Source organism: Longimicrobiales bacterium, from assembly GCA_035764935.1.
In the GTDB taxonomy this organism is placed as follows: Bacteria; Gemmatimonadota; Gemmatimonadetes; order Longimicrobiales; family RSA9; genus DASTYK01.
Map to the genome: position 1 here is coordinate 1 of DASTYK010000186.1, position 25,951 is coordinate 25,951.

Consider the following 25,951-nt stretch of genomic DNA (forward strand, 5'->3'; position numbering starts at 1 on the left):
CTCGCCCGGCACGTCCGCGATCATCTCGAAGACCATCCCGCCGCCCGCCGGCACATTGAAGGTCTGTACGCCGGTGAGCGGGTTGTTCGGCGGCGCACCCAGCCACACGGTGTCGAACTGCTCACCCACGACGTGGAATGCACACGGGTGGGTCGGACCGGCCGAGACGACGTAGAAGCGCACGCGATCCCCGACATTCACGGTGAGCGGCTCACGAACGTACTGGTCGGGCCGGCCGTTGAAGACCACCATGTCCGGCAGCGTCGCCATCATCTTGCGGTAGTCCAGCGGCACGATGCCGCCGGTGTTCTCTCCGAGGTAGTACTCGCTCTGCACCAGCACGAACTCGCGCGCCTCGGGCAGCGGTTCCGGCGGGTCGACGATGAGCGCACCGTACATCCCGGTCCCGATGTGCATGAGCACGGGCGCGGTGCCGCAGTGATACATGAACGCCCCCGCATACTTCGGCTGGAAGGTGAAGGACACCGACTGCCCCTTTGCGACCGAGCGGAATGCAACCTTGGGATCGACCTGCGCCGCGTGGAAGTCCATCGAGTGCGCGACCTCGCCCTCGTTGGTCAGCGTGAACTCGACGGTGTCGCCCTGGCGCACGCGCAGGATCGGCCCCGGGACGTCGCCCTCGAACGTCCACGCAGCGACCACCATGTTGTTCGACACGCGGACGGGCACCTCCTGCGCCCGCCAGTGCACCTGGTGCGTCCGCTGATCCGACGGCGGCGGCAGCTCGGGGTCGTAGCGCCGGTACGGAATCGTGGCTGGATCCACGTTGGCGCTCGTGAGCGGGTCGTGATCCCCGACAATGGCGGTGTCGAGGCGGCTGCTGCTGTTGAAGCTGCCCGCGTCGGGCTGCTGGTCCGCACCGGGCGCCTGCTGCCGGCCCGCGCGCGGGTTGCACGCCGCGGCCGCCGCCGCTGCTACCGGCAGCCCCGCCAGGAATGTGCGGCGACTGAATCTTCGTTCTACGCGCTCCAGGAGGTCGGACAGAAGGGGGACGCTTGACTGTCGCATTCCGTGCTCCGTTTCAGTGGGAACTGGCGCCCCGGCAAGGGGCAAGAGGTATTCCAGCGTCGGTTGCCGTGCGTGTCACGGTGTGCTACCAGTGTACGGTCTGCATGCGACGTCCGCGCAAGGGCACGAACGTCCATCGCGAGATCCCAGCCACCTCTGACCGCGAGCGTCCCATGAGCAGGTGCATTGCCGCCAGCCGCCGTCGCTTCGTCCTGAGCGTACTCGCCGGTGCACTCGTGACTGCTGCTGCACCAGCGGCTGCGCATGCGCAGAATTCGTCGCCGCTGCATGCGCACGTCGATGCGGCGGCTGCACGGGTGAACGACCGCGTCGTTGCATGGCGCCGCGACATCCATCAGAACCCGGAGCTCGGCAACCGCGAGTTCCGCACGGCGAAGCTCGTCGCCGATCACCTGCGCTCGCTCGGGCTCGAGGTGCAGACGGAGATTGCGCACACCGGCGTCGTAGGCATGCTGCGCGGCGGCAGGCCCGGCCCGCTCGTCGCGCTGCGCGCCGACATGGACGCGCTGCCTGTCACGGAGATGGTCGACCTGCCGTTCGCGTCGAAGGTGCGCACGGAGTACAACGGGCAGGAGGTCGGTGTCATGCATGCGTGCGGGCATGACAACCACGTTGCGATCCTCATGGGCGTGGCCGAGGTGCTGGCCGGCATGAAGGCGGACCTTCCGGGCGACGTGATGTTCATCTTCCAGCCGGCCGAGGAAGGTGCGCCCGCCGGCGAGGAGGGGGGCGCGGCGCTGATGCTGGAGGAGGGGCTGTTCGCGCAGGAAAAGCCCGCCGCCGTGTTCGGCCTGCACGTCACACCGCTGCCGGTCGGCACGATCGCGTACCGCGCCGGCGGCATCATGGCCGCGTCGGACACGTGGCGCATGGTCGTGCGCGGCAAGCAGACGCACGGGGCGTATCCCTGGGGAGGCGTCGACCCGATCGTCACCGCGTCGCAGATCGTGCTCGGGCTGCAGACGGTCGTCAGCCGGCAGTCGGACCTGACCAAGGCGCCCGCCGTGGTCACCGTCGGCCAGTTCACGGGCGGGCTGCGCAGCAACATCATCCCCGATACGGTCGTGATGGTCGGCACGATCCGGACCCTCGATCCGGAGATGCGCACGGATGTGCACGAGCGCGTCCGTCGCACGGCGGAGCACATCGCGGCCTCCCAGGGTGCAACGGTCGACGTCGATATCAACCTCGGCTACCCGGTCACGTTCAACGACCCGGAGCTCACTGCCTGGGCACTGCCCACCCTGCAGCGCGTGACCGGAGGCAAGGCCATCGAGCGACCGGCGGTGCTCGGCGCGGAAGACTTCTCGTATTACGCGCAGGAGACGCCCGGGCTCTTCGTATGGCTGGGCATCACGCCGGAAGGGCAGGACCCCGCAACGGCGGCGTCGAACCATTCACCGCTGTTCTTCGCCGACGAAGCTGCACTCCCCGTCGGCGTGCGCGCGCTCGCCAACCTCGCCGTCGATTACATGAGTGCGCACGGCAACACCACTTCGCAGGAAGAGTGATGGACGTCTTCGATGCAATAGAGAGCAGGCGCTCGATCAAGCGCTTCACGGATCGGCCCGTCAGCCGGGAGGACGTGCTCCGTCTTCTCGAGGCGTTCACGCGCGCGCCGAACCATCGCATGACACAGCCCTGGCGCTTCTACGTGATGGGGCCCGAGGCGCGGCGGCAGTACGGCATGGCGCTGGGCGCGCGCAAGGCACGCAAGGTGGAGGATCCGGCAGCAGCACAGGCGGTCCGCGAGAAGGTCGCACGCGAGCAGGAAGCCGTGCCCGCCATGATTGCCGTTACCATGGTGCAGGACGACAACCCGGAAGTGCGTGAGGAGGACTACGCCGCGATCTTCATGGGGCTGCAGAACCTGTCGCTTGCGGCGGAAGCCATGGGCCTGGGAACGCACATCAAGACGGGCGCCGTGATGGATGACCCGGATGCCCGCGGCGCAGCGGGCGTGCGGGAAGGTGAGCGCATCGTCGCGCTCGTCCACGTGGGGGAGCCGGCGCTGGTGCCGGATGCCAAGCCGCGGACGGATGCGGGGGAGCTGACGACATGGCTGAACTGACCGTCGCTGTCCCTTCATGAGAAAATGACGGCCCCGCGGATGCTGCCGCGGGGCCGTCGTTCATTCCGTGCGACCTCACCTGGCCTGGGCCGGATCGTACGCCGGCGTCGGCACGAGGTCGGTCCACCACAGACGCGCCGTCGCCTGACCCGCACCGACATTGCTTCGGACCTGAACGCGGGGCCGGTCGTCTTTACCCCCGCCGCCCTCGTGGATAGGTTGCAGGTCCTACGGTGCCCCGATCGTCACCACTGTCCCGGCCGGATGACCATGCTGCGACTGCACTCCTACGCGTACGACCGACCGAAGTCGCTCGAGGAGGCCCTGCGCATCATCGCGGCGAATCCCGGCGCAGCAATGCCGATTGCCGGCGGCACGGACCTGATGCCGAACATGAAGCATCAGCTCTTCACGCCGAAGCGGCTGGTCGCGCTGCGTCAGATTCCGGAGCTGCACGGCATCCGCGTCGAGAACGACGAGCTGGTCATTGGCGCGGCCGAAACGCTGACGTCGATTTCCCTGCATCCACTCGTGCGCCAGCACGCGCCGTCGCTCGCGCGCGCGGCCGGCCTGGTCGCGGGACCGCAGCTCCGCAACATGGGCACGATCGGCGGCAACCTCTGCCTCGACACCCGCTGCACGTACTACAACCAGACGTACTTCTGGCGCGAGGCGCTGGGCTTCTGCCTGAAGAAGGACGGCGAGGTCTGCCACGTGACACGGGTCGGAAAGAAGTGTGTCGCGGCCCACTCCGCGGACACGCCCCCGGCACTCATGACCATCGGCGGCGTCGTCGACCTGGCGAGCGCGGATGGCGAGCGTTCACTGCCCGTCGCGGAATTCTTCGTCGCCGATGGCATCGAGAACACGCTGCGCGGCTGGAACGAGCTGGTCACACGTGTGCGCGTGCCGCTCGCGAAGCCCGGCACGCGTGCGACGTACGTGAAGCTGCGGCAGCGTGCGTCGATCGATTTTCCGCTGCTCTCGATTGCGGTGGCCGGCGACTTCGAAGGCGACGTCGTCCGGGACCTGCGGATCGTCGTGAGTGCGCTCGGCTCGCGGCCGCGTCAGCTCAGCGGGCTGGAAAAGATTGCTGCGGGCCAGCGGTTGACTGCCGAGGTCGTCGACGCGGTTGCAGAGCGCGCGTTCGCGCAGTGCCATCCGCTGGAGAACATCATCGTGGATCCGGAATGGCGGCGCGCGATGGTGCCGGTCCATGTGAAGCGTGCCCTCGCGGAACTGGGTGGCGCCTCACGGGAGGCAGCGGCGTGAGAGCCCGGCAGGCACCCCACGCGATCCGGAACACGGGAACAACGGACGGGCTGATCGTGTCGTTCAGTACGATGCCGCACGCGGAGGGCGGCACGATTCGCGAGCATCTGCTCGGCTGAGCCACATGCCCGAAGCATCGCTCTAACCCCGGAAGCATCGAAACCATGCGACATCCTGCACTTCTGCTCCTGCTGCTGGCGATCACCGTCGCGGCACCGGCCGCTGCGCAGCAGCGCCAGCTCACGGCCGACGACTACGCGCGCGCCGAGCGCTTCCTCGCGCCGAACACGGTCCCGCTCGTAACCGGCCTGGCAGGCTCGCCCGCCTGGCTCGAGGCCGGCCGCTTCTGGTACCGCACCACGACGCAGGACGGCGTCGCATTCATGCACGTCGACGCGGAGCAGGGCACGCGCACCCAGGCGTTCGACCAGCCGCGACTCGCCGCAGCCCTGGCAGCGGTGACAGGCGGACGCGTCGGGCTGGACCGGGTGCCGTTCCAGTGGATGGAACTGTCCAGGGACGGTCGCTCGATCACGTTCCGGATCCAGGGCTCCACGTTCGCCTGCGACCTGCAGCGCTACACGTGCGTCGCGGAGGAGCAGAGCAGCAACGGCCGTGCGGCGCCGCCCAGCTCGAGCGTCTCGCCCGACGGCCGCTGGGCCGCGTTCATCCGCGATTACAACCTGTGGGCACAGGAGCTCGCAACGGGCCGCGAGATCCAGCTCACGACCGACGGTGTCGAGGACTTCGGCTACGCGACGAACAACGCCGGCTGGACGCACGGCGACGACCCCGTCCTGACGTGGTCGCCCGACTCGCGCAGCATCGCGACGTTCCAGCATGACAGCCGCGGTGTCGGTGACATGGTGCTCGGTTCGACCACGGTCGGTCGACCGGAAAAGATGGAATGGGCATACCCGATCCCGGGCGACAGCGTCGTCTTTCGCATCCACCGCGTCGTCATCAACGGGATTGGCGAAGGCTCACCACAGGTCGTGCGGCTGCAGATGGAGCCCGATGTGCACCGCTCGACCGTGACCGACCACGTCGCATGCAGCGGCGGCACCGTCTGCGACCTGCAGTGGTACGACGACGGCTCGCATATCGCGTTCATCTCCAGCTCACGCGACCACAAGCAGGCATGGCTGCGCATTGCGGATGCGCGCACCGGTGATGTGCGCACGGTGCTGCACGAGCAGAGCAGCACGCAGATCGGCGATGCGTCGCTGAGCGAGGACCTGTGGACGGTCCTGCCGGAATCCAACGAGGTGATCTGGTGGTCACAGCGCGACAACTGGCTGCACCTGTACCTGTATGATCTGCGCACCGGTGAGCTGAAGAACCGGATCACGACCGGCGACGGCAACGTCACGGACATCCTGCACGTCGACGAGGACGCGCGCACCATCTGGTTCATGGCTCAGGGCAGGGACCCGCAGCGGGATCCATACTTCCGCCACCTGTACCGCATCGGCTTCGACGGCCGCAACGAGCAGCTGCTTACGCCCGAGAACGCAAACCACGACGTCGCACTCTCCGCCGACGGTCGCTGGATCGTCGATACGTACTCGACGCCCGACACGCCGCCCGTCACCGTGCTGCGCGACGGCAATGGCCGCGTCGTGCAGGAGCTCGAGCGCGCGGATATCTCGCGCCTGCTCGCGACCGGCTGGAAGCCGCCGACACCGATCCGCATGAAGGGGCGTGACGGCACGACCGACATCTACGGCCTGATGTACACGCCGACCACGCTCGACTCGGCGGCGAAGTACCCGATCGTCAACCGGATCTACCCGGGCCCGCAGGCCGGCAGCGTCGGCACGCGCAGCTTCTCGCCCGCCCGCGGCGACAACCAGGCCCTCGCCGAGCTCGGCTTCGTCGTGGTCGAGATCGACGGCATGGGCACGCCCGGCCGCTCCAAGGCGTTCCACGACACCTACTACGGCGACATGGGCGACAACACGCTGCCGGACCAGATCACCGGCATGCGCCAGCTCGCCGAGCGCTACCCCTTCATCGACATCGAGCGCGTCGGCATGTGGGGCCACTCCGGCGGCGGCTTCGCGACCGCGGCCGCCATGCTGCGCTACCCCGATTTCTTCGACGTCGGCGTCGCGCAGTCCGGCAACCACGACAACCGCAACTACGAGGACGACTGGGGCGAGCGCTACCACGGCCTGCTCGTCCCGCAGGGCTCGAGCGACAACTATGCCGAGGAAGCCAACCAGACCCACGCCGCCAACCTCCGCGGCAAGCTCCTCCTCGCGCACGGGGGCATGGACGACAACGTCCCGCCCTACAACACGTACCTGGTCGTGGACGCGCTGATCAAGGCGAACAAGGACTTCGACCTGCTGATCTTCCCGAACGCCCGGCACGGCTACGGCGCGGACAACAACTACATGATGCGACGCCGCTGGGATTACTTCGTCCGGCACCTGCTGGATGCTGAGCCGCCGGCCGAGTACCTGATTGGCGGATCACGCTGATTTTTTCTACCACGGAGGACACTGAGGACACAGAGCAGAAGTGCCGTAACGGCGTCGGCATCGAAACATCCGTTTAGTAGTAGTACTTCGCGGCATCGTAGCCGGCGACCCTCCGGTCACGCTACGACGCCGCGAAGCACACTTACAACAAAAAAATGCATCCCGGGCGTGGGGCATACGGCATCACCGCGACCGAAAAACTCCGTGTTCTCTGTGTCCTCCGTGGTAGAAAAAAATGCCAGCGATCGATCTGAGGAAAGCCCAGCCAGGTGACGAAGCAACCATCCTGCAATTCATCCGCGGCCTCGCCGAATACGAGCGGCTCGCCCACGAATGCATCGCCACCGAAGCGGACCTGGCCCGCTCCGTCTTCAGTGAGCGCCCGGAAGCCGAGGTCGTCCTCGCATACGCTGACAACGAACCCGCCGGCTTCGCCCTCTTCTTTCACAACTACTCGACCTTCCTCGCCAGGAAGGGACTGTACCTGGAAGACCTGTTCGTGCTGCCCGAGCACCGAGGCAAGGGAATCGGCCTCGCGCTGCTGCGTGAGCTCGCGCGCATTGCCGTGGAACGCAACTGCGGCCGCATGGAATGGGCAGTGCTCGACTGGAACCAGCCCGCGATCGACTTCTACGAAAGACTCGGCGCCCGCGCGATGGACGAGTGGAAGGTCTACCGTTTGACCGGCAATTCATTGACGAGCCTCGCGGCGCCCGGGAAGCCGTGACATGAGGCGCCGTGCCGGCGTCACGAGCAGGCAAACAAGAAAATCCTCCGCGCCTTCCGCGCCTCCGCGGTGAAACTCCTCTGTGGCCTCAGTGCGCTCCGTGGTAGACAAAACGAACGGGCGGTGCCGACAAAGACACCGCCCGGGCGAGGACCTCAGTTCCTCACCATCCGTTTCAGCTCGCGATGAATGCGGCTGACCCGCTCCACCTGTCCCCGCGCCGCGAATCGCTCGTAGAAGCCCTCCTGCCGGAAATCACGCACCCGCTCCGCCCATGGCTCGAGCCTGCGCTCGAATTCGCGGACGCGATCCTGCGCCGGGATGTCCTCGTCCGCGAGGTCGGCGGCGACGCGCAGCATGGCCTTGAGGGTGACCGGCCGCGTGACCATGTACCGCGGATCGCCCCAGGCCTCGCCCCACACGCGCTGCGCGGCCTTGAGGAAGTCGCGCACGTACGCGTAGTACTTCGTGGCGCCCGCTGACGGGGTGGGTGCATCATCGGGGTCGGGAAAGTCCGCCTTGATCCAGCGGTGCAGCTCGTTGAACAGCTCCGACTGCAGGATCCACTTCTCCTGCTTGCTGCGGCCGCCCAGGCGGTTGATGCGGTAGCGCAGTGGGCTGTCACCCTCGCTGTAGAGCATGTCGGCGATGCGCGCCGCGAGCTTGCGGTCGCGCGTCGCCCAGGACACCCGCTCGTACAGGTCGACCAGGTGGCTGCGGTTGATGCGCGTGGGCGTCGAATTGATGATCACGAACATCTCGGTCGCGAAATCATCCGCGCGGCCGTCGAAGATCACGGTCGGCACGCTGATCGTGCGGGCGTCGTCGGGATGATCGCGCAGGTAGAACTCGAGCGCGGCCAGGCGGTGCTGGCCGTCGATGATCAGGAACTTGTCGCGCGGCATCTGCAGGTCGCCCACGCTGTCCAGGTTGCCCATCGGCGAGAAGCGGAGCTGCTCGGGCGTGAACAGCAGCACGGTGCCCGGGATCGGCGGCTGCGAGCCCGCGGTCTCGTAGAAGTTCTGGATCGACTTCACCTTGGCCTTGGAGACCTGGCGCTGGAACGCCTTGTCGCTGCGCTCGATTTTCGCCACGAAGCGTGCGACGTCGTCGCCCTGCGGTACCTCGTCCGGCGCGATCTGCTCGCCGTCGCCGTAGAAGCGGCTGATGAAGCGGACGCGTTCGAGGATCTCCTCGGCGGGAAAGGCGACGAAGTAGAAAACGCCTTCCTTCTGTCGGATCTGGGTCGCTAGCACGTTACGCTTCCGGATTGCGGGGACACGGAAAACCTGCGGCCCGGCCATCTTGGGCCGGTCGGGTGGGCGGGTCAAGGCATGAGTCGGGGCTCGGTGCCGGCAGCGTCAGCCAGCGGTCTCGATGATCTGCCGGATCCGGCGGTGCTCGCGTTCCCCCCAGCCGCTCGCGCCCAGCTCTGCGAACGCATGGGCGGCTTCGGCGGCGCTCGCCTCGGCCTCGCTGTGCCGGCCGAGCTGCCGCTCGAGCTCGGCGAGGGCGGCGTGCACCTCCGCGCGCAGCAGCAGGTTGCCGCCCGGCTCCAGTGCCTGTGTCAGGGCGGCACGGGCGCCGTCATAGTCTGCCTCGGCGAGGTCTGCCAGCCCCAGCACCCGCCAGGCCTCGGCGGCGCCGTTCGGGTCGCCGAGCCGGTTGAAGGTGCCCAGGGCGTTGCGGGCCGTAGAGCGGGCGTGGGCGACGTCGCCGGACAGCAGGATGAGGAGCGCCCGCTCCTGCTCGACGCGCGCCAGCTCGTCCTGGCTGCCGTCCGTACGAGCGTGGATCGCCGCTTCCCGGAAGTGCTGCTCGGATTGTGCGACGAAGCCCGCGTCGCGGTAAGCGATCGCGAGGTTCTGGTGGGCCTGTGCGAGGCCGCGGCGGTGGCCAAGCCGCTGGTATGCGGCGATCGCGCGCGTGTGGCACGTCATCGCTTCCTGTGCGCGATCGGTCAGCGTGTACACGACGCCGAGGTTCTGGGTCGCACGCGCGACCCATTCGGAGTCATCGGCACGGTGGGCATCGTCGAGCAGCGCGAGCCACGTGCGCTCGGCACCATCGATCTCGCCGCGCTCGAAGAGCAGCATGCCCACCAGGTTCTGCTGGTGACGCAGCAGGCGGTCGTGACCATCGTGGCGCAGGCGCCCCCTGAGCGATCCGGCGAGCGCGAACGACGCATCGGCGCGACCGAGCCGGCGCCACACGTCAGCCAGCAGCAGCGGCAGCTCCGGGTCCGCGGAGTGCACGTCCACTTCCGCGGATTCGAGCAGCTCCGCCAGCGCGGGATAATCCCGGGCCTGGTTGAGCGCTCGCGCCCGCGCCAGCAGTGCGTCGTCGTTCGCGTTCCAGCCGCTTGCCATGGTCGTGCTCAGCTCGCGAGCGCGAATCCCGTGAAGCTGCGGATCTTCGCTTCCACCTCGTCCAGGTCCTCGAACCGGACCGAGCCAATCGCCCGCCAGGGGTCGTTCACGCGTTCCCGTTGCCACAGCTGAAGCTGCTGTTCCGTCTCCTCATCCTCCTCGTCCTCGTCACCATCGCCGTCGAGATCCGGGTTCGCCCGGACGTACGTCACCTCGAGCTCCGGCAGATGGTCCGGGTCGAACTCGAGCCCGGACGGCTCGAAGGTGAAGAGGAAGCGACCCGCATCGTCGACCTGTACGCTGATCAGCACGGAGTCGCCCTCGGCGTAACGGCGCCCGTCCGGCGCACGCAGCAGGGCGTCACCAGGAATGTCGAACTCCAGGAATTCCTCGCCCTCCTCGCCGGGCTCATCCGGCATGTAGCGCAGCACCAGCTCGCGATGCTCACCCTTCACGGCCCAGACGCTGCCCGCCCGCTCGGCGAGCGGGAACATCTCCTCGTCGAACAGGACGAACTGCAGCTCGTCGTCGGTGGCCCCTGGCGGACCGCTCGTGTCCGAACAGGCGAGCACGCTGGTGGCGAGCAGTACCGGCATCAGAAAGCGGAATGACATCATCCAGACCTCGATTGAGTGGGTGTTCGTGCACCCACGGGTGTGCACGCGCTGCGCCCGCAAAAGCCCGCGCAGCGACACAGCCGGGTCACTGTCAGGCTGACCTGCTGTGAAACAGGTGACCCGTTTCGCTACGCTTCCGGGGGTGCCGCCTCACTCAGCAGCCGGTACAGCCGCGAACGACTGATGCCGAGCGCATCAGCCGCGAGCGACTTGTTGCCGTCGAAGCGCATGACCATCGCCTTTGCCGCGGCAACTTCGATTTCGTCCATGCGCGCGGGAAACGGCAGAACGCCCGCCGCGGCACGAGGCGCGTCGGGCAGCACGTCGCTCCGTCCGAGGACCGGCCCGCCGAGCAGCACCGCCCGCTCGATTGCGTTGCGCAGCTCGCGGATATTGCCGGGCCAGTCGTGGCCGACCAGGGCGCGCCGCGCGCCGGCGTTCAGCTCAGGGACCGGCATGTCGTGGTCGTGGGCGAACTCGGCGAGGAAACGCTCGGCGAGCAGCAGGACATCGTTGCCGCGGTCGCGCAGCGGCGGGAGCTGGATGGGCACCACGCTCAGCCGGTAGTAGAGGTCGCTCCGGAACCTGCCTGCGGAAACGGCTGCGGACAGATCCACGTTGGTCGCGGCAACGACCCGGACATCGATGTCGAAGGACCGGACGCTGCCCAGTCTGCGCACCTGCCTGTCCTGCAGCACGCGCAGCAGCTTGGCCTGCGCCTCCAGTGAGATGTCGCCGATCTCGTCGAGGAACAGCGTCCCGCCGTGCGCCGCTTCGAACAGACCCGGCTTCGCGGCCTTGGCGTCGGTGAAGGCCCCGCGCTCGAAACCGAACAGCTCCGCCTCCAGCAGCGTGCCGGGAATCGCAGTGCAGTTGATCTCGACGAAGGGCTGGGATGCGCGGGGTCCGTTGTAGTGGATGGCGCGAGCCAGCAGGTCCTTGCCCGTGCCGGTCTCACCCGTGAGCAGGACCGTAGCATTCCGGTGCGGGATCACGCGAGACGCGCGCTCCAGCGCCGCAAGGAGCTCCTCGCTCTCTCCGGCGATGTTGGTGAAGTCGTACCTGCTGCGCTCCGCACGCGCCAGCTCACCAGCACGCTCGCGTGCGCGTGCGCCTGCGCAGCGCTCACCCAACCAGCCGCGCAGTGCCGCCTGGTCACCCGGCAGCGCGAAGTATTCGGACGCACCTGCTCGCAGTGCCACGGCCGCCGCACGATGCCCGGTGTCCGCGCCGGCCACGGCGACCGGCCGGGCGCCGGCCGCCCGCAGTGCCTGTACCGCCTCCACGCATTCGGTCTCCATCCCCGCAGCAGAAACGATGCACGCAACGACCTGGGGCGGCAGGTCCTCCGCCCCGGCCGCAATGACGCACTCCGCGTCCTCACCTTCGATCAGCTTCTGCCAGACGTCTGCGAAGGACTCACCCAGCTGTACGACCGCGATGATCGGTCGCATCCGCACTCCTGCACGAGGGCCGCCGTGTCGCGGGATCAGCCGGAATGTAGCGAAACGGGACGCCATCGGCACCGGGGCCGCTCGTGCCGGGCCGCGCGTTCCGCGTTGTGCCGCATGGGGTTCACTGCCGGCGCCGGCGAGCACACAGGAGTGAACGGCGATTGCACCTGCAGCCGGTCGACCAACTCACTCGATGCTTCACGGAGGTACACGATGGGAAGTCCCCGAATGCCGCGCATCGCGGCCCTGCTGCTGCCCGTTTTCGCAGTTGCGTGCAGCGAGAACACGACCGCCCCCTCGGACAGCACGCTGGTCCGCATCGGCTTCTCGACGTCCGGAGCGACCGCGCTGTTCGCGGGCGGGAGTCCCACCGCGGCCGGCCTGACGGTCGAGGGAACGAACGGCACGCTCGTGATCGACGACCTGCGCCTGGTGGTCGGGGAGTTCGAGCTGGAGCAGGAAGAGGACGACTGCCTGCCCGGCGGCGCAGCATGCGTCGACTTCGAGTCGCTTCCGTTCCTTGTAAACGTGCCGCTGGACGGCGGCACGGTGCAGGTCGCTTCGGACAACATCCCGGCCGGGGTCTACAGGGAGCTGGAGTTCGAGTCGATGGACTTCGAGTACGACGACGATGCGGATGATGTCGATGGTGACGACGAAGATGACCGGCCCGTCGAAGTACAGGCAGCACTGACGCAGATCCTCGAGCAGCTGCGCGCAGTGTATCCGGATCTGCCGCTCGGCGCATCCATGGTGGCGAGGGGCACGTTCACCCCGACTGGCGGCTCCCCCCAGCCGTTCACCGTCTACTTCGATGCAGAGGTGGAGATCGAGATGGAGCTGAATCCGCCCATCGAGCTGCCCGCATCCGACGGCTCGATGATCGTGGTGAATCTCCGACCCGAGCTCTGGTTCGTGCGCGATGGACAGGTGATCAACCTGGCGGCGTATGACGGCAGACTGATCGAGCTGGAAGTGGAGTTCGAGGACGGCTTCGAGGAGATCGAATTCGACGACGACTAGTCCGCGTCCCAGGCCAGCGCCGGCCGCAGCGTGGAGCACAGCACGCTGCGGCTGGCTTGCGTTCTCATGCCGCCCGCCTCCGCCGCGCCTCCGGCTTCGGCGCCGCCGCCGCCCGCCGCGCCGGTCCCTTGAGCGTGATCAGTGCAACGCCCGCCACGATGACGGCTGCGGCAACCCCCATCCGCAGCGTCAGTGCCTCGCCCGCAAAGAGCCACCCGAGGAAGACCGCGACCACCGGATTCACGTACGCGTACGTCGAGACCTTGGCCGGCGTGCTGACGCGCAGCAGCCAGACGTACGCCGAGTACGCGATGATGCTGCCGAAAACGACGAGGTAGAGCAGCCCGAGGACGGAGCGCATGCTCGCACCGGCCAGGTCCAACTGCCCCCACTCGCCGAAGACGGTGCCGAGCACGACCAGGCCGGTGCCGCCGGCCAGCATCTGCGCCGCCGTGGACATGCGGGGGGCAGGGAAATCGTGGCCACGGGCGAAGATCGAGCCTGCCGCCCAGGCGAAGCCGCCCAGCACGAGGATCCCCGCGCCCAGGCGGTCGATGCGATCACCACCCATGATCCCCTCGGGTCCGATGAGCAGGACCAGGCCGAGCAGGCCCAGCCCGAGACCGGCCACGACGCGGCCGGTTGGCCGCTCACCACCGCGCAGCCATTCCAGCAGCACCATCCAGCAGGGCACGATGGCTACGATCAGTGCGGCGACGCCGGAGGGAATCCGCGTTTCCGCCCATACCACGGCGCCGTTGCCCAGCATCAGCATCAGCAGCCCGGCGATCGCGCATGCCAGCCACTGCCTGCGCGTCGGCATTGGCACGCCTCGCGAGCGGGCCCACGCGAACAGGATCCCGCCCGCCAGGAGGAAGCGTGCGGCCGCCATGAGCAGCGGCGGGAGTGTCTCGATTGCGTAGAGGATCGCGAGGTAGGTGGATCCCCAGATGACGTATACGATTGCAAAAGCCGCGGCAACTTTCCCGCGGCTCGGTGCGGCTGGTGTCATGTATCACCTCGAGAGGCGCCGTGCGCCTTGCTTTCGTTCCGACAGACCGGATAATACCCTCGAGTCAGTCGTTCGGCATTCCGATTCCCGCTTTTTGATTCGGCTCCGGGAGGGCGTGTGAAGCTGAGCTGGGAAACCTTCGATCTGCGCACTGCGCACGCCTTCTCCATCGCTCGTCTGAAGGCGCCGCCGGTCCGCCGCGCCGTCTGGGTCCGCATCACCGATGCGGATGGAACCGAGGGCTGGGGAGAAGCAGCGCCGAATGTCTACTATGGTGAGACGGCTGAGACCGTCGAAGCGGTACTGACCCGCTATGTAGCCGCCGTGGAGGAGGCGTCGGCCGGCGATCCCTTCGCGCTGGAGCGGATCGAGCAGGCCGTGGAGCTGGCCGTGGGCCGTAACCCCGCGGCGCGCGTCGCGGTGTCTGCGGCACTGCACGACCTCGTCGGCAGGCGGCTCGGTGTGCCGGTCTGGAAACTGTGGGGACTCTCCCCCGATACCACGCCCGCCTCGTCGTTCACGCTCGGGCTGACCACTCCGGATGAGCTGCGCCAGTGGGTCCGGGACGCCGCCGGCTACCCGATCCTCAAGCTCAAGGTCGGCTCGCCCGGCGACGAGGAACTGCTGCGCGTCGTTCGGGAGGAGGCACCGGACGCGGTGATCCGGATCGACGCGAACACGGGCTGGACGCTCAAGGCGGCCGTCGCCCGGCTGCCCCTGCTGCACGAGCTCGGTGTCGAGCTGATCGAGCAGCCGTTCAGGGCGGACGACATCGAGTCGTTCCGCGTGCTCCGCGCCGAGTCCCCGATCCCGGTGGTTGCCGACGAGTCGTGCCGCACCGTCGCCGACATCCCGCGGCTGGTCGGCGCCGTGGACGGCGTCAACATCAAGCTCGAGAAGTGCGGTTCGCTGCGCGAAGCAGTGCGCATGGTGCACGTCGCGCGCGCGCATGGCATGCAGGTCATGCTCGGCTGCATGGTCACGAGCACACTCGGCATCGCGGCCGCCGCGCAGGTCGCGCCCCTGGTCGATTACGTCGACCTCGATGGCGCCGCACTCCTGGCCGAGGATCCCTTCGATGGGCCGGGCATGGGGACGGACGGCCGGATGCGCCTGAACGACGCACCCGGCCTGGGAGTGACTCGGCGGAGCTGAAAACGACGTCCAGCTCTGCTGGCGGGCACGAAGCCGCACGCAGCAATGACTGAGGCCTACCGCTGCGGCTCCACCCCCAGCACGCGCCGGTGGAAATCCTCCGGCATCGAGCGGTAATCGAGCGGCCCGTCCGTGCGGTAGTGGCAGTACGTGCACGTCCCCACGTGCGCGGACGTGCCGAGCTCGGGCCGCGGCGGCGGGCGCTGCCGCGCCAGCCGATACGCGGTGGCCGACGTCTGCACGACGTCGTGCACGATGCGGTCGCTCAGCTCCAGGTTGTGCTGCGCACCCGCGGTCTCCACCAGCGAGAGCATCCGGTCGGCGCCACCCAGCAACGTCTGCACCGTGTCATCCGCTTCTGCAAGCACGCGCCGCGCATCATCGAGATAGCTGCGTGCACTCGTGGTCCGCTGCCGCGCGCCCGTCAGCCACCAGTCGAGCACGCGTTCGTACTCGTTCGGGTGACAGCTTGCACACGCCTGCGCGGGGCCCCGGATCGGCTCCCCATTTTCGGGCGCGGCCTCGGGGATGTGGCAGGAGCGGCACGTCACGCCCGCAATGAACTTCACACTCGGCGCGCCCATCCCGTCCGGCAGCATGCCCAGCAGCAGCTGCTGCTGCGCGAAGTGCACGTTCGTATGACACGACGTGCAGGTCACGCTGGAGGGAAAGCCGGCCGACGGAACGTCGTGTGCCGCCGTATGACAGTCCGCGCACACGAGCTGAACGGCGGAGCTCATCCCGCGCACGTGGTGAACCCCCTCGTCGTGGCACGACGTGCAGCTCACGCCGCCGTGCTCCGGATGCAGGTCCGCGCCGGTGCCCTGCGCAAGCACCTGCTGTGCGTCTGCATGGCAGGCGGCGCAGCGCTCCGGCGCGACGGTCGTCGATGCCTCGGCGACGTCGTAGTGACAGCGCACGCACCCGGTCTCCAGCGCCGGCAGCATCGAGTGCGCAACGGGCACGGCCTGGCTGGTCAGCGCGGTGTGGTCCGGTGAGCTGTGGCACGTGCGGCACGCCAGCTCGTCGGTGCCGGAAACATCCGAGAGATGACACAGTGCACACGCATCCACGCTGGCGACGAGCGGTTCCTCACCACTCTGGTGCGTGTGACAGCCGGCACACGTCGGCTGGATGTCCGTCGTGCGGCCGTGATCGCGATGATGGAACGTCGCGTTCGCGACCGAGACCTGCGCAGGGCCGTCGTCCGTGTGGCAGCCGGACGTCGCGCACGCCTCGCGCGGCACGGCTCCCAGCCGCCCGGCCAGCGCGGCACCGCGATGACAGCCGGCACAGGAGATGTCGGCGTGCGGATCGTCTGCTTCGTTGGTCGCCGCAGTCTGCGGCGCGTCGGTCGACGGCTGCTCCTGTTGCGGCCCGGGCGCTTCCTGCCTGCTGTCGCCGCAGCCGGCAGCCAGCACGAGCAGGAGCGCGGTCAGCAGAGTGCGGCCCATAGGATCATCCCGATGGTGAAGAGACCGACGCCCCATGCGATGAAGCCGCCAACCACGCTGATGAGCGTCTGCCTGCGCGACGGCGGCGGCGCAACCCGGTCGTGGATCGAGACGTCGCTGACCGGCAGTCGCTCCGCCGCACTCAGCTCGTCCTCCATCGCGGGATGCTCCTCCAGCATGTACTCCTTCGTGCCGCGTCCCGTGAACATCACCGCGTCGAGCGGGAACTTGTCCGGACGCAGGTGCACGTTGAAGAAGTGGATCGTGAAAAGGAACGCGGACGCGATCATCGCCTCGTACATGTGGAACACCGTGGCGACGTTGAACAGCCAGCCCGGCAGCAGGCGACCGAAGAACTCCGGGTACCAGAGCAGGAAGCCGGAGCCGCCGATCACGATGAAGCCCCAGATCTCGCCGAAGTAGTCCAGCTTCTCCAGGTAGCCGTACCGCCCGAACGTGGGCCGCTCCGCCCTCCCGAAGAACCACTTCCACATCTGTACGAAATCCCTGCCGTCCTGCACCCCCGGCAACAGCGTGTCCGAACCGACCAGCCACTTCTTCTTGTTACGTGCGCGAAAGAAGCCCACCGCGACATACACGATGTGCGCCGCCGTGTACGCAACCATGATCACCGCTGCCGTGCGGTGGATGCGCCCCGCGTTCTCGACGCCACCCCAGAAATTCATCAGCGGCCCCGCAAAGGGGGCGCACGAGAAGGCGAGCGGGATGCCGGTCAGGATGAGCACGTAGAACGTGATCATCGCCAGCGCGTGCACCCAGCGGTGGAACAGGTTGAAGCGCCAGAAGTAGGGGCCGTGCCCGCGCTGCGCCGAGTCGAGCGCTGCGTTCTGCTGGATCGTGCTCATCGGCCTCTGCCCTCCCCGTGTGCGTCGGAGCCGTGACCGTGACCTTCCTTCCTCTCCTTCTCGATCTTGCGCCACCACAGCAGCGTGTGGGCGCCGAACACGATCAGCACGAACGCGAGCAGGCCGTTCATGAAGAAGAAGGACGCCGTGATCCACAGGTTGCGATCCGGATTGAACGGGTCCGGGTGCGAGTCGTACGCGACGAACTGTTGACGCGCATACCGGTGACACTGGCTGCAGGTATCGATCAGGTTCGCCTCGTGCACCAGGGAGCGCGGGTGCTCCTCCGGATAGACACGGTGTGCCCCGTGACAGTCGGAGCAGGTCGCCGATACCGCCGAGCCGAGCTCCGCCGCCTGCCCGTGATACGACGCCGCCCACGTGTCCATCGCCCTGTCGTGACACGTGCCGCACGCCTGCACGCTCGCGGTGACGAAGCCGGTATCGGCCGGAGCGTACATGTCATGGCCGCCATGACAGTCGATGCAGGTCGCGGCGACGCCGTCGCCCGTCGCGTCCGTGCGCTGGTCGTGTGCACGCGTCGCGGCCGCGAGCTCCGCGTTGCCGTGCACGTCCTCGCGCCAGGCATCCAGCGCTTCGACGTGACACGCACCGCAGGTCGCCGCAACGTGCTGCGGTGCGAGCTCCGACTGCGGGTCGTCGGGGGAGCCCGTGTCGTGCGGCTCATGGCAGCCGGAACAGGGGACCTCCTGCACGTGCGGATTGTGCGCGGGCAGCTCCGCATCGCGATGGCATGCGACGCAGCGCGCGTTCATTGCGTCCGTGCCCGCCGCAGCCAGCAGCGTCTGCACGCTCTCGACCTGGTGCACGGTATGGCAGGACGAGCACTCCGCGACGTCCCCCTGGGTTCCCGCATGTGCGCCACCCTGCCACCCCTGGTGCTCCTCCGCATGGCAGTCCGCGCACGTCTGCGTCGCCGCCGACGGCGGGTGCGGGAACGTGCGGAAGTCGGTGTGACACTCCGCACACGTGAGATGACCGTGGGCCGACGGCTGCACATCGCTGAACGGGACGAGCAGCGTGCGCGCCTCCGCGACGCTTTCCGTGTGCTGGCGCAGCAGCTCGAGCTCGCCGTGGCAGCGCTCGCACGTGGGCGTCTCCGTGATCGGCGGAGGCAGCTCCGCCACCCCGCCACGGTCTGCAATGAAGCTCTCGAGGGGAGGCGTGCGCGCTTCGCGGCGTGTCTCGAGGCGGGCCTGGCGCGCAACATCGCGCGGCGGTGCGTTCCAGATCGTCGCGATCCATACCGCCGACAGCGCGATGAGGAGCAGGAGACCGGCGACAGCCAGCAGGCGCATGGTTCTGCCCGGCGGGTTCTGCATCCGCTCAATCCTCCTTTTCGTACTTCTTCAGCCGGTTGCGGATCTGGTGGCGGCTCAGCCCCAGCAGCCGACCGGCTTCGGTCTGATTGCCGCGCGCCTGGCGCAGTGCTTCCTCCAGCAGGGCGCGCTCGAGGCCCTCGAGATCGATACCATCCGGTCCGATCGTGATGCCCGCCCTGGGGTGTGTCGCGCCCGTGAGCTCGGGCGGGAGCAGGGCCGGCTCGATCCACTCCTGGTCTGCGAGCAGCACTGCCCGCTCGAGTACGTTGCGCAGCTCGCGGACGTTGCCCGGCCAGTGATAGCCGCTCAGCACGCCGAGTGCATCGGGGGAGAGCCCGCGCACACGCCGGCCGAACTCACGGTTGAACTCGTCGATGAACAGCTTCGCGAGATCGGGCACATCGTCGAGCCGCTCGCGCAGCGGTGGCAGCCGCAGTGGCAGCACCGAGAGGCGATAGAACAGGTCCGCCCGGAAATTGCCCGCGCGCACTTCCTGCTCGAGGTCACGGTTCGTCGCTGCGACCAGTCGCGCATCGACGTGCAGGTCGCGCGTGCCGCCCACACGCCGGAACGTGCGGTCCTCGATGAACTGCAGCAGCTTGCTCTGGAGACGGGGCGAGAGCTCGCCGATCTCGTCGAGAAAGAGTGTGCCTTTGTCCGCCAGCTCGACCAGCCCGCGCTTCATCGCGCGTGCGTCCGTGAACGCGCCCTTCTCGTGGCCGAACAGCTCAGACTCCATGATCGTCTCGGCGAGTGCCGAGGACGTCACGGTCACGAAAGGCCCGTCCGCTCGCGGGCTGAGCCGGTGAATCGCACGCGCGAGCACGCCCTTGCCCGTTCCGGTCTCACCCAGGATCAGGACCGTCGACGTATCGGCGGGCGCGATGCGCTCGACCAGTGCGAACACCTCGCGCATCGGTGCACTGCTGCCGATCATCGTGCCGCCCGCACTGCGCTCGCGCAGCTCGCGAACCTCCCGGCGCAGCGCAGTCATCTCCAGCAACCGCGCGATCGCCGCCTCGAGGCGATCCAGCGAGAAGGGCTTCTCGAGATAGTCGCGCGCCCCGCGGTGCAGTGCTTCCACTGCCGCGGCGACCGTGGCATGCGCGGTCATCATGAGGACAGGGACCTCGAGCGTCGTCAGCTCGCCGATCAGCTCAGTGCCTTCGCCGTCGGGCAGCTTCACATCCAGCAGTGCGAGATCCGGCGCGTGCTGCGCAATACGGGCGCGCGCCTGCTTCAGTGAATCCGCCTGGTCCACGATGTAGCCGGCACGCTCCAGCCGCTCCACGATGATCGAGCGGAGAAAGGAATCGTCGTCGAGCACCAGGATGCGTACGGTGTTCATCCGGTGCCCCCCGTCTCCTCGCGCAGCGCCGGCAGCCGCACACAGACCGTGGTGCCCTCGCCCGTGCGACTCTCGATCGTCACCGTGCCGCCGTGTGCGTCGGCAATGCGCGCAACGAGCGGCAGGCCGAGTCCCGTGCCGAGCGGCTTCGTCGTATAGAACGGCCGCAGCACGTGGTCGATCATCTCCGCCGGGATGCCGGGGCCGTTGTCACTTACGCGCAGCACGACGTCCGCGCCCTCGCGCGCCACGCTCACCATCACGGCCCCCTCGCCGTTCAGGGCCTCGGCGGCGTTCAGCACCAGGTTCTGCACTACCTGCTGCAGCCGGCGCTCATCGCCACGTACGTCCAGCGCGTCGTCCGCGTAGCTCCGGCGCAGCGTTATCCCGGCCACGGCGGGGTGACCGCTCACCTCGATCAGCGCGGCATCAGCGGCAGCACGCATGTCGACGGAAGCCGTGCCGGGTGCCAGCGGCCGTGCGAGTGCGAAAAGATCCTGCACGGACGTGGACAGGTGGCCGATCTGCGCGTTTACACCTTCGAAGAGGTCGCGCGCACGGCCATCCAACGCGTACTCCTGCTCGAGCACGTTCAGCGCGGTGTGCATCGTGGCGAGCGGACGCTTGAACTCGTGCGCCATCTCTGCGGCGAGCTGACCGACTTCGGCCAGCTGCTCCTGCGCCGCAAGCCTGCGACCCTGCTCCTCCGCGAGAGACGATGCCGCATGCTCCCGCTCCATCAGCGTTGTGACCGACGCCTCCAGCTGCCGCAGCTCGTCGCCGCGCGGCGACTCCGCGTGCATCAGCTCTCGCATCCGCTCCAGCGGTTGCACGACTTCGCGCTCCAGCATCAGCCAGATGACGATGGCAACCAGCAGCAGCGACACGAACAGCAGCGCGACGGCAAGGCGGGACCCACGCGTCATCGCACCCTGCAGGGGCTCGAGCGAGAACTCGACTTCGAGGAGGGCGTCGCCGGGGATGCGCAGTGGCATGAACGCGCGGACGCGCGCGTCATCGTCCTCGATGCGGGCGACGCCGGCCGAGCCCAGCGTCGCCGCGTCCGGGAGCCAGAGCCCCGGGCGGCGCTGACCTTCCTCCGACGTGGCCGCGGACGCCACGATCTGCCCGCCGGCAGCGTAGACGCGCGCGCCGGCAACAGCCGACGACGTCGTCAGTCGGCGCAGCACCCGCCGCGCGTCCTCCGTTCGACCAGCGCGCAGCGCCTGCTCCACGGGAACGTGCACCGATGCCGCCGCGAGCAGCGCCTGCGCTTCCGCTGCACTGATCGACTCCGTTTTCCAGTAGCCGAACGAAAGGTAGGTCGTCACGCCCAGCAGAATCGCGCCGACACCGGTGACGGTGACCAGCACCTTGCGGCGCAACGGCAGCGCACGGAGTCGCCTCGTCCAGCTCATCCCTCCCTCATTGCCAGGGCACGGCAGAGCCGTTCGGTCCTGCTCGCCGGCTTCGGCTGTAGCAGGCGGGGCAGCAACGGTGCGCAGCCCGCTACGTCGTGTGTACCGACCCACGTTAGGACTGTGCGCATTTTCGCGCACCCGCAAAGAACGGCGGGCCGCGTGGGGTGATTCCCTACGCGACCCGCCAGCCGGACCAGTCGGCTCGACCCTGTTCTGTCCTCGGAGCTGCGCCCGCTGCCGCGGACGCAGCGCCCTGCATCAGATCGCGACCACTGCCGCGAGCACCGCGACCGCTGCGGCATTGGCCACCAGCGCCGCGCCCAGTCCGCGCTTCCAGTACAGCGTGCCGAAGACCAGTGCGGGCACCACCACCGCCAGCATCAGGTACGCCAGGCCCGCGAAACCCGGGAACCCGACCCCGATCACCGCTGGCAGGTAGAGCACCACCTGCACCGCCGCAGCCGCGACGACCGCGAGGACGGCAGCCTCGGTCCGCGTGAAGCGACGCCGGAGGAGCATCCACGCCACCAGGGTCACCACGCCCAGCCGGAGGAGTACCTCGTCGACCAGCGCCCGACCGGCCGCCACCAGCACCATCGTCAATCCGAACTCCGCCGCGATCGGCGCTGCGATCGGTGCCGCGGCAAACGGTGCTGCGATCAGGCCCAGTGCGACACCCGCGACCAGCCCGACGGCCAGGTCACCGAAGACGCGCGGGTTCTCCTCCGGGCCGACCAGCGGCCGCGGCGCGGGCAGGCCACGCAGGGTGCGCAGTGCGACGACCACGAGCGGCGTCACCAGCCACACCGCCAGCAGCCCGCCGCCGAGCACCGCGCCCAGCGCTGTCGTCCGGACCCGCAGGCCGAAGAAGGCAGGCGCGTCCACGAGCAGCAGCGTGACCAGCGCCACGAACGCCGCTCCGATCAGCACACCACCCGTCCGGCGCTCGGGCCAGCGCACGAGCGCATTCTGCATCGCCTGCCACCCGTACCTTGCCGCAACCGCGACCAGCACGGCTCCGATGGCCCAGCCTGCGCCGCTGCCCGCCAGCGCACCGACCCTCCCGAGATACAGGGCAACCTGCGTCATCGCGATCCAGCCGGTCGGCAGGAAGGCGATCGTTGCGAGCGGAATCGCGTACAGGGCTGCCAGTGCCACGCCCCGCAGTGCCTCCTCCCGAGCGACGTCGCCACGGCCCAGCACGCCCAGCATGCCGCCGTGCACGAAGCCGAGCACCACACCCACCACGTACAGCGGAACAGCGGTCAGCAGCACTGCATGCCCGCGCATCTGACCGAGCAGCGTCATTACGGCCATGTAGACACCGCCCAGCAGCACGCCGCCGGCAATCGCAAAGGTCAGCGCCACCCGCCCCGCCAGTCCCACGCCGGTCCGGAGACCAGCACCCGTGCGGCCCTCGGCCGCCATGATTCCTGTTGTCATCGTTCCCTCCGTCCTGGTCCGGCTGCCCGTCCTCGGGCGGCCGACCTCCTCTATGACACGTTCCGGACCGGACCGGCATCGAGCAGAGAAAACGTTGTGGGAGAATGTCTATGGTGAGTTCTGTCGGGACGGGCGCAGACGGGAAAGGCGGAAAAGCGCGCGATCTCACGCACCACGGGTGCGCGGAATCGCGCACCCGGCGGTGTTCACGTGAGGCGGGCCGGGGAGCTTGAAGTGCAGGGGCCGGTCAGCGGTGCCGACGCGCCGCGGCGTCAGTCGTCAGCCCAACAGCGTGTCGAGGTCACGCGTGTCACGAACTTCGACCCGCTCCGTCGTCATCGCTGCGGCCGCGGTGTCCGGATCCTTCATGCCGTTTCCGGTGAGTACGCAGACGCAGGCCGACGCGCGGGCGACCAGCCCCTCGCGGACGGCAAGCCGCAATGCGGCCACGCCGGCCGCGGATGCGGGCTCGCAGAACACGCCGCTCAGCCGCGGAATCGTGCGCCACGCCTCGAGGATCGCCTCGTCCGCCACGGCGCGAAACGCCCCGCCGGATGCGCGGACCACCTCGATCGCGGGCTCCCACGTTGCCGGCCGTCCGATGCGGATCGCGGTGGCGACCGTTTCCGGGTGCTCGACCGGTGCCCCGCGCACGAACGGCGCAGCGCCCTCCGCCTGGCCGCCGATCACGAGGGGAAGCCGGGATGTCCGACCGGCATCGTGATCACGACGGAACCCGCGCCACCAGGACGTGATGTTCCCCCCGTTTCCGACCGGCAGCGCCAGGACGTCGGGCGCATCACCGAGCGACTCGATCACCTCGTACGCGCCCGTGGTCTGCCCCTCGATGCGGAAGGGATTGACCGAGTTCACGAGCGCGATCCCCGGTCGGCCGGCTGCCTCGCGCGCCAGCGCCAGGGCGTCATCGAAGCTGCCCCGGACAGACCCGATGCGCGCCCCGCACGCGATCGCCTGCGCCAGCTTGCCGGCAGCCACCTTGTCGGCGGGGAGCAGCACCACGGCACGCACGCCGGCGGCCGCTGCATACGCCGCGGCACTCGCGGACGTGTTGCCTGTCGAGGCGCACAGCACCGTGTGAGCGCCGCTCTCGATCGCCCGGGCAACGGCAAGCACCATCCCGCGGTCCTTGAACGAGCCGGTCGGGTTGGCCCCCTCGAACTTCAGCCAGAGCTCTTCGACACCCGTCCACTCGGCGAGGCGCGGCGCATGGACCAGCGGTGTGTCTCCCTCGCCCAGCGACAACTGCGGCGTCGCGTCGGTCAGCGGGAGCCGGTCGCGCCAGCGCGTGAGGATGCCCGGCGCGTCGAACCGCGTGTTCATGTGTGCAGAGGACTCGTGAGTGCGCGTCATTGCTCGAGCGCGACGACGCCGCGGCGGTCCGCGTCGCTCGTGAACGCGACACCGCCGCCGAACGTATCCGCCATCGCCTCGGCCACGGCTGCGGCGCGCTCGCGCGAGGCGACGGCAATCAGGCCCGACCCGCTGCCCGAGATGGTGACCGCCAGTGCACCCGCTGTCCGGGCCGCGTCCATGGCCTGCGCAGCGTGCGGGATCAGCTTCAGCCGATGCGGCACGTGCAGCTCGTCCTCGAAGCCGATGCGCAGCAGCTCCGGGTCACCTGACGCGAACCCCTGGACCAGTGCGGCAACGCGCCCGAGCCCGCGCGCGGCGACGTCGTGCGGCACCACCGTCGGCAGTGCCTCGCGGGCGACGCGTGTCGATACCTCGGCGTCGGGGGCCGCGAAGGCAAACGTGACCTCGTCGGCGAGGGGCAGCGGCATCGCGCGCAGGACACCATTGCCGCGCGCCACTGCCACGAGCCCGCCATACAGCGATGGCGCCGCGTTGTCCGGATGATGCTCGAGCTCGTATGCGCGCTCCAGCTCCGCGGGCCGGTCGAGCGCGCGACCCAGCGCGGCGGCTGCGAGGACGAGCCCCGCGACCGTGGCGGCGCCGGAGGAGCCCAGGCCACGCGCAATTGGAATGTCCGACGTTGCCCGGATCAGGCCCGTTGCCGACTCGATGCCGCGCGCACCGAGGCCAGCGCGAAATGCGCGCAGCAGGATGTCGTCGTCGTTCTCGCCGGAGATCGAGCGGAGCGTGCCGCCGCGTTCGATGCGCAGTGGCTCGTCGTCGGGCAGGTAGCGGGCGTCCAGCCAGCGCTCGAGGGCGAGGCCGATGCAGTCGAAGCCGGCGCCGAGATTGGAGGTGCTGCACGGTACGCGAACGGCCGCAGCGTGCAGCGCGTCGGGGGTCAGAGGAGTTCCAGGATCTGGTCCGCGTGTTCTTCCGGCTTCACCTTCGGCAGCACGTGCGCAATGCGGCCGTCTTCATCGATGATGAACGTCGTGCGCTCGTTGCCCCAGTACTTCTTGCCGTACATCGACTTCTCCTTCCACACGCCGTACGCGTCGGCAACGGCGTGGTCCTCGTCCGCCAGGAGCGTGAAGGGGAGGTCGAACTTGTCCCGGAACTTCTGATGGCTCTTCACCGAGTCGGGACTCACACCGAGCACCTTGGCGCCCGTCTTCTCGATGTCGCCGATCCGGTCACGCAGCCCGCACGCCTGTTTGGTGCACCCCGGCGTGTCGTCCTTGGGATAGAAGTAGAGAACGACCTTGCGACCGCGCAGGTCGCGCAGGCTGAGGTCGTGCCCCTCGTCCGTCTGCAGCTTGAATTCCGGCGCGGGTGTGCCCGGTGCCGGCATCTCGCCTGTCTTCGCCTCTGTCGCCATTACTCTCCCGAATCCAGCACCTGTGCCGCAGCGGCGGGTGCCGTTGCAGTGTCCTCACGCCAGAGCGAGAGGCCGAGCAGGA

23 protein-coding genes are annotated in these 25,951 nt (G+C 68.6%); 8 read left to right on the forward strand and 15 right to left on the reverse strand.

What is annotated here, in order from left to right; all coding sequences use genetic code 11:
* On the reverse strand, nucleotides 1-1,029 hold a 1,029-nt coding region (locus VFU06_16435; GenBank protein ID HEU5210985.1), incomplete at its 3' end, for a multicopper oxidase domain-containing protein.
* A gap of 173 nt (nucleotides 1,030-1,202) precedes the next feature.
* On the opposite strand from VFU06_16435, the gene VFU06_16440 reads away from it, so the two are divergent.
* The 6 genes from VFU06_16440 (at nucleotide 1,203) to VFU06_16465 (ending at nucleotide 7,609) form a co-directional block, all read left to right on the forward strand.
* Nucleotides 1,203-2,561 (forward strand): amidohydrolase, encoded by a 1,359-nt coding sequence (locus VFU06_16440; protein HEU5210986.1) that lies wholly within the window; start codon nucleotides 1,203-1,205, stop codon nucleotides 2,559-2,561.
* Nucleotides 2,561-3,121 (forward strand): nitroreductase, encoded by a 561-nt coding sequence (locus tag VFU06_16445; GenBank protein ID HEU5210987.1) that lies wholly within the window; start codon nucleotides 2,561-2,563, stop codon nucleotides 3,119-3,121. The genes VFU06_16440 and VFU06_16445 overlap by 1 nt, the downstream gene beginning before the upstream one ends.
* A 270-nt stretch (nucleotides 3,122-3,391) precedes the next feature.
* On the forward strand, nucleotides 3,392-4,393 hold the full coding sequence (locus tag VFU06_16450) for an FAD binding domain-containing protein (protein HEU5210988.1): 1,002 nt from the start codon (nucleotides 3,392-3,394) through the stop codon (nucleotides 4,391-4,393).
* Entirely contained in the window at nucleotides 4,390-4,512 is a 123-nt protein-coding gene (locus VFU06_16455; protein ID HEU5210989.1) for a hypothetical protein, read from the forward strand. The genes VFU06_16450 and VFU06_16455 overlap by 4 nt, the downstream gene beginning before the upstream one ends.
* Before the next feature lie 45 nt (nucleotides 4,513-4,557).
* Nucleotides 4,558-6,882 carry a DPP IV N-terminal domain-containing protein gene (locus tag VFU06_16460; protein ID HEU5210990.1) on the forward strand — a complete coding sequence of 775 codons (2,325 nt, stop codon included), beginning with the start codon at nucleotides 4,558-4,560 and terminating at the stop codon, nucleotides 6,880-6,882.
* Nucleotides 6,883-7,117: 235 nt separating this feature from the next.
* Nucleotides 7,118-7,609, forward strand: coding sequence for a GNAT family N-acetyltransferase (locus VFU06_16465; protein HEU5210991.1), 492 nt, complete (start codon nucleotides 7,118-7,120; stop codon nucleotides 7,607-7,609).
* 155 nt (nucleotides 7,610-7,764) lie between these two features.
* Here the strand turns inward: VFU06_16465 and VFU06_16470 are convergent, their stop codons facing one another.
* From VFU06_16470 to VFU06_16485, 4 genes are all read right to left on the reverse strand, one after another.
* Entirely contained in the window at nucleotides 7,765-8,865 is a 1,101-nt protein-coding gene (locus tag VFU06_16470; GenBank protein ID HEU5210992.1) for a DGQHR domain-containing protein, read from the reverse strand.
* Nucleotides 8,866-8,970: 105 nt separating this feature from the next.
* Nucleotides 8,971-9,978 (reverse strand): tetratricopeptide repeat protein, encoded by a 1,008-nt coding sequence (locus tag VFU06_16475; protein HEU5210993.1) that lies wholly within the window; start codon nucleotides 9,976-9,978, stop codon nucleotides 8,971-8,973.
* 8 nt (nucleotides 9,979-9,986) lie between these two features.
* The gene (locus VFU06_16480; GenBank protein HEU5210994.1) at nucleotides 9,987-10,595 is read right to left on the reverse strand and encodes a hypothetical protein; all 609 of its coding nucleotides are present in this window, start codon (nucleotides 10,593-10,595) and stop codon (nucleotides 9,987-9,989) included.
* Nucleotides 10,596-10,723: 128 nt separating this feature from the next.
* Entirely contained in the window at nucleotides 10,724-12,049 is a 1,326-nt protein-coding gene (locus VFU06_16485) for a sigma 54-interacting transcriptional regulator (GenBank protein ID HEU5210995.1), read from the reverse strand.
* A gap of 213 nt (nucleotides 12,050-12,262) precedes the next feature.
* On the opposite strand from VFU06_16485, the gene VFU06_16490 reads away from it, so the two are divergent.
* Nucleotides 12,263-13,072 carry a hypothetical protein gene (locus VFU06_16490; protein HEU5210996.1) on the forward strand — a complete coding sequence of 270 codons (810 nt, stop codon included), beginning with the start codon at nucleotides 12,263-12,265 and terminating at the stop codon, nucleotides 13,070-13,072.
* A gap of 64 nt (nucleotides 13,073-13,136) precedes the next feature.
* Here VFU06_16490 and VFU06_16495 read toward each other — a convergent pair whose 3' ends face one another.
* Entirely contained in the window at nucleotides 13,137-14,084 is a 948-nt protein-coding gene (locus tag VFU06_16495) for an EamA family transporter (protein ID HEU5210997.1), read from the reverse strand.
* 117 nt (nucleotides 14,085-14,201) lie between these two features.
* Here VFU06_16495 and VFU06_16500 point away from each other — a divergent pair, with 117 nt between their 5' ends.
* Nucleotides 14,202-15,239, forward strand: a complete 1,038-nt coding sequence (locus tag VFU06_16500) for a dipeptide epimerase (GenBank protein ID HEU5210998.1) — start codon at nucleotides 14,202-14,204, stop codon at nucleotides 15,237-15,239.
* A 56-nt stretch (nucleotides 15,240-15,295) separates the two neighbouring features.
* Here VFU06_16500 and VFU06_16505 read toward each other — a convergent pair whose 3' ends face one another.
* The 9 genes from VFU06_16505 to bcp form a co-directional block, all read right to left on the reverse strand.
* Nucleotides 15,296-16,693 carry a cytochrome c3 family protein gene (locus VFU06_16505; GenBank protein HEU5210999.1) on the reverse strand — a complete coding sequence of 466 codons (1,398 nt, stop codon included), beginning with the start codon at nucleotides 16,691-16,693 and terminating at the stop codon, nucleotides 15,296-15,298.
* A complete protein-coding gene (locus VFU06_16510; GenBank protein HEU5211000.1) occupies nucleotides 16,675-17,559 on the reverse strand; it encodes a cytochrome b/b6 domain-containing protein in 885 nt (294 codons plus the stop codon). The genes VFU06_16505 and VFU06_16510 overlap by 19 nt, the downstream gene beginning before the upstream one ends.
* Complete coding sequence (locus tag VFU06_16515) at nucleotides 17,556-18,902, reverse strand: cytochrome c3 family protein (GenBank protein HEU5211001.1); 1,347 nt, start codon at nucleotides 18,900-18,902, stop codon at nucleotides 17,556-17,558. Before VFU06_16515 ends, VFU06_16510 begins: the two co-directional genes overlap by 4 nt.
* A 4-nt stretch (nucleotides 18,903-18,906) precedes the next feature.
* Nucleotides 18,907-20,250, reverse strand: coding sequence for a sigma-54 dependent transcriptional regulator (locus VFU06_16520; GenBank protein HEU5211002.1), 1,344 nt, complete (start codon nucleotides 20,248-20,250; stop codon nucleotides 18,907-18,909).
* Nucleotides 20,247-21,668: a HAMP domain-containing sensor histidine kinase gene (locus tag VFU06_16525; GenBank protein HEU5211003.1), complete on the reverse strand. Its 1,422-nt coding sequence runs from the start codon at nucleotides 21,666-21,668 to the stop codon at nucleotides 20,247-20,249. Before VFU06_16525 ends, VFU06_16520 begins: the two co-directional genes overlap by 4 nt.
* A 261-nt stretch (nucleotides 21,669-21,929) precedes the next feature.
* A complete protein-coding gene (locus VFU06_16530) occupies nucleotides 21,930-23,114 on the reverse strand; it encodes a hypothetical protein (protein ID HEU5211004.1) in 1,185 nt (394 codons plus the stop codon).
* A 279-nt stretch (nucleotides 23,115-23,393) separates the two neighbouring features.
* Entirely contained in the window at nucleotides 23,394-24,455 is a 1,062-nt protein-coding gene (thrC, locus tag VFU06_16535) for a threonine synthase (protein HEU5211005.1), read from the reverse strand.
* Nucleotides 24,456-24,481: 26 nt separating this feature from the next.
* Nucleotides 24,482-25,393, reverse strand: coding sequence for a homoserine kinase (gene thrB / locus VFU06_16540; protein ID HEU5211006.1), 912 nt, complete (start codon nucleotides 25,391-25,393; stop codon nucleotides 24,482-24,484).
* Nucleotides 25,390-25,869 carry a thioredoxin-dependent thiol peroxidase gene (gene bcp / locus VFU06_16545; protein ID HEU5211007.1) on the reverse strand — a complete coding sequence of 160 codons (480 nt, stop codon included), beginning with the start codon at nucleotides 25,867-25,869 and terminating at the stop codon, nucleotides 25,390-25,392. Before bcp ends, thrB begins: the two co-directional genes overlap by 4 nt.
* Nucleotides 25,870-25,951: the final 82 nt, after the last annotated feature.

Bases quoted from the DNA above. Each gene is read 5' to 3' on its own strand.
- VFU06_16495 (HEU5210997.1), bottom strand. From the start codon at position 14,084: ATGACACCAGCCGCACCGAGCCGCGGGAAAGTTGCCGCGGCTTTTGCA.
- VFU06_16525 (HEU5211003.1), bottom strand. From the start codon at position 21,668: ATGAGCTGGACGAGGCGACTCCGTGCGCTGCCGTTGCGCCGCAAGGTG.
- thrC (HEU5211005.1), bottom strand. From the start codon at position 24,455: ATGAACACGCGGTTCGACGCGCCGGGCATCCTCACGCGCTGGCGCGAC.
- VFU06_16460 (HEU5210990.1), top strand. From the start codon at position 4,558: ATGCGACATCCTGCACTTCTGCTCCTGCTGCTGGCGATCACCGTCGCG.
- VFU06_16480 (HEU5210994.1), bottom strand. From the start codon at position 10,595: ATGATGTCATTCCGCTTTCTGATGCCGGTACTGCTCGCCACCAGCGTG.
- VFU06_16485 (HEU5210995.1), bottom strand. From the start codon at position 12,049: ATGCGACCGATCATCGCGGTCGTACAGCTGGGTGAGTCCTTCGCAGAC.
- VFU06_16465 (HEU5210991.1), top strand. From the start codon at position 7,118: ATGCCAGCGATCGATCTGAGGAAAGCCCAGCCAGGTGACGAAGCAACC.
- VFU06_16505 (HEU5210999.1), bottom strand. From the start codon at position 16,693: ATGGGCCGCACTCTGCTGACCGCGCTCCTGCTCGTGCTGGCTGCCGGC.
- bcp (HEU5211007.1), bottom strand. From the start codon at position 25,869: ATGGCGACAGAGGCGAAGACAGGCGAGATGCCGGCACCGGGCACACCC.
- VFU06_16440 (HEU5210986.1), top strand. From the start codon at position 1,203: ATGAGCAGGTGCATTGCCGCCAGCCGCCGTCGCTTCGTCCTGAGCGTA.
- VFU06_16510 (HEU5211000.1), bottom strand. From the start codon at position 17,559: ATGAGCACGATCCAGCAGAACGCAGCGCTCGACTCGGCGCAGCGCGGG.
- VFU06_16490 (HEU5210996.1), top strand. From the start codon at position 12,263: ATGGGAAGTCCCCGAATGCCGCGCATCGCGGCCCTGCTGCTGCCCGTT.
- VFU06_16515 (HEU5211001.1), bottom strand. From the start codon at position 18,902: ATGCAGAACCCGCCGGGCAGAACCATGCGCCTGCTGGCTGTCGCCGGT.
- VFU06_16445 (HEU5210987.1), top strand. From the start codon at position 2,561: ATGGACGTCTTCGATGCAATAGAGAGCAGGCGCTCGATCAAGCGCTTC.
- VFU06_16475 (HEU5210993.1), bottom strand. From the start codon at position 9,978: ATGGCAAGCGGCTGGAACGCGAACGACGACGCACTGCTGGCGCGGGCG.
- VFU06_16530 (HEU5211004.1), bottom strand. From the start codon at position 23,114: ATGACAACAGGAATCATGGCGGCCGAGGGCCGCACGGGTGCTGGTCTC.
- VFU06_16520 (HEU5211002.1), bottom strand. From the start codon at position 20,250: ATGAACACCGTACGCATCCTGGTGCTCGACGACGATTCCTTTCTCCGC.
- VFU06_16450 (HEU5210988.1), top strand. From the start codon at position 3,392: ATGCTGCGACTGCACTCCTACGCGTACGACCGACCGAAGTCGCTCGAG.